Raw genomic sequence first — 605 nt, 5'->3', positions numbered from 1 at the left:
GCCCAGATGGACGGCGCCATCCTGGTGTGCTCGGCCGCTGACGGCCCGATGCCCCAGACCCGCGAGCACATCCTGCTGGCCCGTCAGGTCGGCGTGCCCTACATCATCGTCTTCCTGAACAAGTGCGACATGGTCGACGACGCCGAGCTGCTCGAGCTGGTCGAGATGGAAGTGCGCGAACTCCTGTCCAAGTACGAGTTCCCCGGCGACGACACCCCCATCGTCAAGGGTTCCGCCAAGCTGGCGCTCGAAGGCGACAAGGGCGACCTGGGCGAGCAAGCCATCATGCGCCTGGCTGACGCGTTGGACACCTACATCCCCACGCCCGAGCGCGCTGTGGACGGTGCCTTCCTGATGCCGGTGGAAGACGTGTTCTCCATCTCTGGTCGCGGCACGGTGGTGACGGGTCGCGTCGAGCGCGGCATCGTCAAGGTCGGCGAAGAAATCGAAATCGTGGGCATCAAGGCCACCCAGAAGACGACCTGCACGGGCGTGGAAATGTTCCGCAAGCTGCTGGACCAAGGCCAGGCTGGCGACAACGTCGGTATCCTGCTGCGCGGCACCAAGCGCGAAGAAGTCGAGCGCGGCCAAGTGCTGTGCAAGCC

1 protein-coding gene is annotated in these 605 nt (G+C 65.1%); it reads left to right on the top strand.

Features of this window, described 5'->3' with window-relative positions; all coding sequences use genetic code 11:
- A partial coding sequence (locus ACLBKS_RS16460) for a GTP-binding protein (protein WP_410193885.1) occupies window positions 1-605 on the top strand: 605 nt, incomplete at both ends.

Source organism: Hylemonella sp. W303a (assembly GCF_046452315.1).
Classification (GTDB): Bacteria; Pseudomonadota; Gammaproteobacteria; order Burkholderiales; family Burkholderiaceae_C; genus Hylemonella.
This window is presented reverse-complemented; position numbering and strand designations above follow the sequence as displayed.